This window comes from Pseudorhodoferax soli, from assembly GCF_003337555.1.
GTDB classification, from domain to species: Bacteria; Pseudomonadota; Gammaproteobacteria; order Burkholderiales; family Burkholderiaceae_C; genus Pseudorhodoferax; species Pseudorhodoferax soli.
The window spans coordinates 197,747-204,823 of the sequence record NZ_QPJK01000004.1 but is presented as its reverse complement, the minus strand read 5'-3'; the positions used below and the strand labels follow the sequence as shown (position 1 = coordinate 204,823).

Sequence of the window (7,077 nt, the reverse complement as noted above, 5' to 3'; positions counted from 1 at the left end):
CTCCTGGTGCGCTTGGCGCGTGTCTCTGGTGTGTGTCCGGGGCGGGCTGTCAGCCCTTGCTGGGGTCGAATCGGCGCTGCTCGCGCCGGGCCGGCGAGGCGGGCACGTCGGGCAGGTCGACGCGGCAGGCGATGCCGGCGGGAATCTCGGTCTGCGGGTTGGGCAGCTCCAGGCGCACGCCGAAGGTGCCGGAGGCCGCGTCCAGCACCTTGTCGACCACGCGCACGGTGGCGGCGGCGTTCACCTTGACGGGCAACTCGGCGCGCACGGTGCCCTGCTGGCCCACGCGCACATGGGCGTAGGCCTCGGCCGGCAGCACGGCCTCCACGTAGAGGGTGGAGATCTCGGCGATGCGCAGCAGCGGCTTGCGCTGCTCGCCCGGGTCGGCCAGCTCGCCCACGTGCACATTGCGGTCGACCACCACGCCGGTGACGGGGCTGCGGATGGTGCGCAGGCGGATCTGCTCCTCGTTGCGGCGCACGTCGAGCTCGGCCAGGCGGCGGTTGTCGCGCGCGTCCTGCAGCTCGCTTTGCGCCAGCCGCATCTCGGTGCGCGATTCGTCGTGGTCCTGCTGCGAGACGTACTTCTGCGAGAGCAGTTCGTCGCGGCGCTGGAACTTCTGCGATGCGAAGGCCAGCCGGCTCTCGCCGGTCTTGACCGCGCCTTCCATGGTGGCGCGGTGGCGGGCGATGTCGAGCGCGGCGCGTTCCAGGCCCGAATCGAGCGACACCAGCACCTGGCCGGCGCGCACCAGCTGGCCGCGCTCGGCGTCGACGCGGTCGACCACGCCGGTGCTGGGGCTGCGCAGCTCGACCACCTTGCGGGGCTCGATCAGGCAGTTGAATTCGGCGGCCAGCACGCAGGGGTGTGCGGCCCAGGCGGCGGCGAGCAGGCCCATCAGATGCAGGTTCCGGGTCATGGCAGATCTCCTCATTCGGAGCGGCCGGCGAAGGCCAGCAGCCGGTCGTTGTCGCGCTCGTGGCTGAGCGTCTGGCGCCGCACGTCGGCGTGGTGGGCCTCGGCGCGCTGCTGGGCCCAGCGGCGCAGCGCCTGCGCGGCCCAGCCGGGCAGGCGGCCCCGCACATCGGGCCGGCAGCGCGCGCCCACCCAGGCCTGCAGCGCCGCGGCATGGGTGGTGAACAGTTCGTCGTCGAGTGCCACCAGGCTCTCGAAGCTGCCGGGGTCGCCCTGGCGGCCCGAGCGGCCGTAGAGCTGGCGGTCGATGCGCGTGGAGTCGTGGAACTCGGTCAGCACCACATGCAGGCCGCCCGCGCTGCGCACCGCGGCATCGAGGTGGATGTCGGTGCCGCGGCCGGCCATGTTGGTGGCCACCGTGATGCGGCCTGGCGCGCCGGCACCGGTGACGATAGTGGCCTCCTCGGCGTCCTGCTTGGCGTTGAGCACCTGGTGCGCCGCACCGGCGGCGGCCAGCAGCGCGCCGATGCGCTCGGACGCGGCGACCGAGCGCGTGCCCACCAACACGGCGCGGCCCCGGGCCGCCTGCGCCAGCGCGGACTGCACCACGGCCGCGTCGCGCTGCGCGCTGTGCGCGAACAGGCGGGTGCCCAGGTCGCGCCGCAGGATGGGCCGGTGCGTGCCGATGCGCAGCACGTCCAGGCCCAGCACCGACTTGAGCTCGCCCGCGGTCTCGGTGACGGTGCCGCTCATGCCGCCCACGCGCAGGTAGCGGCGGAACAGGCGCTGGTAGGTGATGCGCGCCGTGGTGTGCCGGCGCGCGGTGATCTCCAGCGCCTCCTTGCGCTCGACCATCTGGTGCAGGCCGCTCTCCCAGCTGCGGTCGGCCATCACGCGGCCGGTGTATTCGTCGACGATCTGCACCTTGCCGTCGGCCACGATGTAGTGGCGGTCGCGCGTGTAGCAGTGCAGGGCAGAGAGGGCCTGCTCCAGCAGGCGTGTGCGGTCCACATCGGCGCGCGGCAAGGCGTCGTCCTGCAGGGCCAGCACCCAGGCACGGCCGGCCTCGGTCAGCACCACGTGGCGCTCGCGTTCGCGCAGCAGGTAGTGCGCGCCGGCCTGTAGCCGCGCGGCCTGGGCCAGTGCCGCGTCGTATTCGGGGATGCCGGCGCCGCCGGGCCTGGTGGCCGAGATGATGAGTGGCGTGCGGGCCTCGTCGATGAACACGCTGTCGGCCTCGTCGACGATGGCAAACCACAGGCCGCGCATCACGGCGCGCGGGGCGGCGCGGCCGGCCACCAGCGTGGCCACGGCCGCGCGCGCGCCCAGCTGGCCGCGCAGCACCTCGATGCGGTCGCGCAGGTAGTCGAAGGTGAGGTCCTTGTTGACGCAGTAGGTCACGTCGGACAGGTAGGCCTCGCGCCGCTCGGGCGGCTCCTGGTCGGGCAGCACCTTGCCGACCGCCAGGCCGAAGAAGGCGTAGACGGGCGTCATCTCGTCGGCGTCGCGCGCGGCCAGGTACTCGTTGACGGTGACCACGTGCACGGGCACGCCGGCCAGCGCCATGGTCACGGCCGGTAGCAGGGCGGTGAGCGTCTTGCCCTCGCCGGTGGCCATCTCGGCGATCACGCCTTCGAGGATGGCGCGCCCGCCCATCAGCTGCACGGGGAAGTGGCGCTTGCCCAGCTGGCGGCCGCTGACCTCGCGCACGAGGGCGAAGGCGGCGACCACATGGGCCTCGGCCAGCCCATCGGCGCGCAGCGCGGCGCGCAGGGCCTGGGCGCGGGCCTGCAGCTGCTCCAGCGACTCGGCCTGCAGCCGCGTGTCGCTGGCCAGCACATGCCGCGCGAACGCCCGCACGCGCTGGCGCCGCAGCGGACTCACGGCGGCCAGCAGCTTGCCGGCGGCGTGGAGCAGGGCGCGGTCCATGCCGTTCTGGCGCGCCTCGGCGCGTTCGACCCAGGGCGAGGGGGCGAGGGAGGCAGCGGCGGGGGCCAGCGCGGCGCGGAGCATGGCGGGTCTCCTGCGTGCTAGAGCGTGAGCTTGGACAGCAGCAGCTGGCGCAGGCGGCGCCAGCCCTGCAGGCCCAGCGGTTCGTCGTCGAGCACGAAGCGCACATGGGCGCGTTCGCCGATGCGCGCGGCGCCCACGGTCTGCGGCAGCGCCAGATCGAACTGGAACACGCGGTTCAGCGCGCGCGGCTCCTCGCTCTGGCGCGGGTCCACCGCCACGGTGCCGCCATGCTCCAGCGCCAGGGCCATCGAGGGCAGGCTGTTGTCGCCGCCCGGCACCTCGCGCACGAGCTGCGCGGGCACGGTCTGACCCAGGTCGCCGGCCAGGCGCACCTGAATGCGCTCGGGGCCGGCGCGCACGCCGTCGATGTCGTCCTGGGTGACGACCACGCGCACGGTGGGCGCGTCGTCGGTGCGCAGGTGGCCCACGTTCTCGCCCTTGCGCAGCCAGCGGCCGGGCAGGTCGGCGGCCAGCGGCAGCGCCAGCACGCCGTCGCGCTGGGCCACCACGCGCAGGCCGGCCTGCTTGCGCAGCGCATGCTGGTGTTCGTCCTCGGCCTGGTGCAGCGCAGCCGTGGCCACGGCCAGTTCGACACGCGCACCGGCCGCGTCCACGCGCGTGCGGGTGGCGGCCAGCGCGGCCTGCCAGCGCGCGCGGGCCTGGTCCTCGCGTGCCTTGGCGGTTTCGAGGTCGCGTTCGAGCTGGTCGTTGGTCAGCGCCAACACCAGCGCGCCCTCGCCGACCGCCTGGCCCGGCGCGCCGCGCACGGCGGCGACGAAGCCCGATTCCCCGGCCCGCAGCTGCGCCGATTCGGCCGGCCAGACCACGCCCTGGGCATAGCTGCTGCGCGGCGCCGGGATGCCCAGCAGGCCCAGCGCGGCAAGGCCGACGAAGACGGTGGTGACCACCGCGGGCCGCAGCCGGCGGCCCACCAGGTCGGTGCCGGCCCAGAGCCAGCGCAGGCCCTTGAGCAGCGGCCAGACGAACTGCGTCAGCATGCCCCAGATGCCGATGGCCAGGCCCAGGTAGAGGTACTCCTGGCCCAGGAAGATCGCGATACCCAGCGTGATCGACAGCCGGTAAGCCAGCGACAGCGGCGCGTAGGCGGCCAGCCACTTGCCCTCGCCGGCCACCATCTCGGGCTGGCGGGACTGCTCCAGGCCAAAGGCGTGGCGCTTGATGAGCCAGATCCAGAAGGCGTTGCTGCGCTGCGCCAGGTTGGGCACCTCGATGGCGTCGCACAGCACGAAGTAGCCGTCGAAGCGCAGCAGCGGGTTGCCGTTGAACAGCAGCGTGGACAGCCCGCCCAGCACCATCGTGCTGAAGGCCAGCGAGCGCACCAGGCCGGGCTCCACGGCCAGCCAGACCCACAGCGCCAGCGCGGCCAGGAACAGCTCGGCCAGCATGCCGATGCCGGCCACCAGCGCGCGCTGGCTGCGCCGCGGGAAGGCGGCACTGCCCGAGGCATCGACATAAGGCACGGGCGCGAACACCAGGAACATGAGGCCCATGTCGTGCACTTCGGCGCCGTGGCGGCGCGCGGCGTAGGCGTGCGACATCTCATGGATGAACTTCACGCCGGGGTAGACCACGGCCATGGTCAGCAGGCTGGTGGCCGACAGCAGCGCGTCGGAGGCATTGCCGGCGATCTCGCCCCAGTTCTGCCAGGCCAGAACGCCAGCCGGCAGCACCACGGCCAGCCACAGGAGGGCGCCCACCGGGCCGAGCAGCCAGGCCACGGCGGGCAGGGTGCGCGTGAGGAAGCTGTCCGGGTCCCAGAGCCGAAAGCGCAGCGCCATCGGATTCTTGAGGTTGCGCAGCCACTGCTGGCGGCGCTGGCGGTCGCGCCGGCGCAGCTGGTCGTCCATGTCGGGCATGGCGTCGGAGGCCAGTGCATCGGCCTCGTGCAGCTGCGAGAGCAGCTGGATCAGCTCGTCTTGCGGCGGCGCCTTCTCGCCCAGCGCATCGACCGCGGCCTGCCACAGCTGCTCGACTGTGTGGCGCCCGTCCATGCGCGAGACCACGAACCAGGCCTCGGGCGTGAGCCGGTGGGTGCGCTGGTTGAGCGGGTCGAACAGCACGTACCAGGCGGTGCCGCGGATGGTCTGGCGCTGGGCCCGCAGCTCGGGCGCCAGGCGCGGCCGCACCGCGGACACGCGGTACCAATGTGCGGACTGGAATTCCTGGCCCATGGCTGCGCCTGTGCTTTCAGGGCAGGGAGCGCCACAGCGTGACGCGCGCCCAGTCCACCAGGCGCCGCGTGGCGATCCACAGCAGCGTGCGCTCGCCCGCCTCGATCTTGCCCACGCCCTCCATGCCGGGGCGCAGGCGCTCGGGCGTGCCGACCAGGTCGGCCTCGACGCGGAACAGGTTGGCGCCTTCCTCGGCCGTGGCCACCGAGATCTGGCGCACCACGAAGGGCAGGCGCTCGGCCGCCATGCCCGAGAGCACCAGCGCCCCGTGCTGGCCCGGGGCCACGTCGCGCACGTCGCGCTCGTCGACCTTGAGCACCACGCGGTAGCCCGTCAGCGGCGCCAGCGTGAACAGCATCTTGCCCTGCTCGATCGGGCTGCCGATGGCCTGCGACCAGTCGCCGGCCACGAGCACGCCATCGAAGGGCGCCTCCACCCGCGTGCGCTGCATGCGCTGGGTAACCTGTTCGAGCTTGGCCAGGGTCTCGCCGACCTGGGCCGAGACCACGGCGGATTCGGCGCGGTTGTGGGTGGCCATGGCCTCGGCGAGCTTTTGCTCCTGCTGCGCGAGTTCGGCGCGCAGCCGGGCCTGCTCGATGGCGAGGTCGCGGTCGTCAAGCCGGGCCAGCAGTTCGCCGCGCGTCACGCGCTGGCCGGCGCGCACCGGGGCCTCGGCCACGAAGCCTTCGAACGGCGCCGCCAGGACGCGCTGCACCTCGCCTTCGAGCACGGCGCGGGCCGGCACGCGGTAGGCCGTGGGCACCAAGGCCACGGCGGCCAGCGCGGCCAGCAACAGCGCGCCGCCGACCGCGAAGGCCGGGCGGCGCGGGTCGCGCAGCGCGGCCCAGCCCTGGCGCAGCTGCGCCGGCACCGCGCCCGAGAACCAGCGCGAGGCATCCTGCAGGCGCGCCAGCAGCGGGGCCAGCACCACGGCGATACCTTCGATCTGCGCCATGAAGGCCGGCGTGACCTGTGCCGCCGGCAGGTGCCAGACCACGGCGCCGACCGCGCGCGCACCGGCCACGATGGGCACGGTCAGCACGCCGCCGGGCGCGTCGTCCGGGCCAGGCATGGCGGACGCCACGTCGTGCTGGGCGCGGTCTACGCGCTGCGGGTCGCCGTGCACGGGCGGCCAGGACAGGCTGCAGCGCTGCTCCACGGCTTCGGCCATGGCGCGCTCGATGGCGGCGGCCTGCTGGCTCTTGCGGTCGAACCAGGCGGCGTGCGAGAGCGCCACCAGGCGCAGCCTGCCGCCCGGCGCCACCAGGCCGATGGCCACGCGCAGGCCGCCGACGGCGCGGGCGAGTTCGGCAGCGACGGCCAGGCAGGCGTCGTCCACCTGGTCGTACTGGGCGATCAGCGCCACCAGGTCGAGGCCGGCGCGGGCGCGTTGCAGCGCGGCCTGTTCGGCCTCGCGGCCACGGCTGCGCGCCAGTGCGTCAAGCCAGCCGGCGCCCCATTGCAGGTCGGTCACGGCGCGGGCCACCTCGGCTTCGCCACCACGGCGTGTCATGAACACCAGCGCGCCGATCAGGCGCTGGGCGCTGAACAGGGGCGAGGCCACGACCACCTGGTCGCGGGGCGGCTGCACCCGCTTGAGCGCGGCGGTGGCGGGCTCGGCGGGCGGCGCCAGCGGCAGCACCACGTCGCGCCGGCTGTCCACGCAGGCCTGGGCGGCCTGGGCGTAGGGGCTCACATCGGCGATCTGCTCGGGCCACATGGCACCGGGCACCAGAACGCCGGCCTCGTCCTCGACCAGCAGCAACGCGCCGTCGACCTGCGGCAGGCGCGCCACGGCCAGGGCCAGCCACTGGCGCAGGAAGGCGCGCGCATCCGAAGCGTCGCCCAGCATGCGGTGCGTGGCCTCGTTCGCCGCGCCCGATGCGGACGCGGCGGCGCTCGTCGAAGGCGCAGCAAGACCCATCGTGCTTCCCCCTGGCAGGAGCCGTACGTGCCG

4 protein-coding genes are annotated in these 7,077 nt (G+C 74.0%); all 4 read right to left on the bottom strand.

The window, feature by feature from the left end; all coding sequences use genetic code 11:
* Window positions 1-49: 49 nt before the first annotated feature.
* Genes DES41_RS15765 through DES41_RS15750 form a run of 4 tightly spaced genes read right to left on the bottom strand, consistent with a single transcriptional unit; the run spans window position 50 to window position 7,044 of the window.
* The gene (locus DES41_RS15765) at window positions 50-919 is read right to left on the bottom strand and encodes an efflux RND transporter periplasmic adaptor subunit (protein WP_170168192.1); all 870 of its coding nucleotides are present in this window, start codon (window positions 917-919) and stop codon (window positions 50-52) included.
* 11 nt (window positions 920-930) lie between these two features.
* The gene (locus tag DES41_RS15760; protein WP_114468618.1) at window positions 931-2,928 is read right to left on the bottom strand and encodes a preprotein translocase subunit SecA; all 1,998 of its coding nucleotides are present in this window, start codon (window positions 2,926-2,928) and stop codon (window positions 931-933) included.
* A 17-nt stretch (window positions 2,929-2,945) separates the two neighbouring features.
* On the bottom strand, window positions 2,946-5,120 hold the full coding sequence (locus DES41_RS15755) for a peptidase M50 (protein WP_114468617.1): 2,175 nt from the start codon (window positions 5,118-5,120) through the stop codon (window positions 2,946-2,948).
* Between the two features lie 16 nt (window positions 5,121-5,136).
* On the bottom strand, window positions 5,137-7,044 hold the full coding sequence (locus DES41_RS15750; RefSeq protein WP_147282864.1) for an HlyD family efflux transporter periplasmic adaptor subunit: 1,908 nt from the start codon (window positions 7,042-7,044) through the stop codon (window positions 5,137-5,139).
* Window positions 7,045-7,077 lie beyond the last annotated feature (33 nt).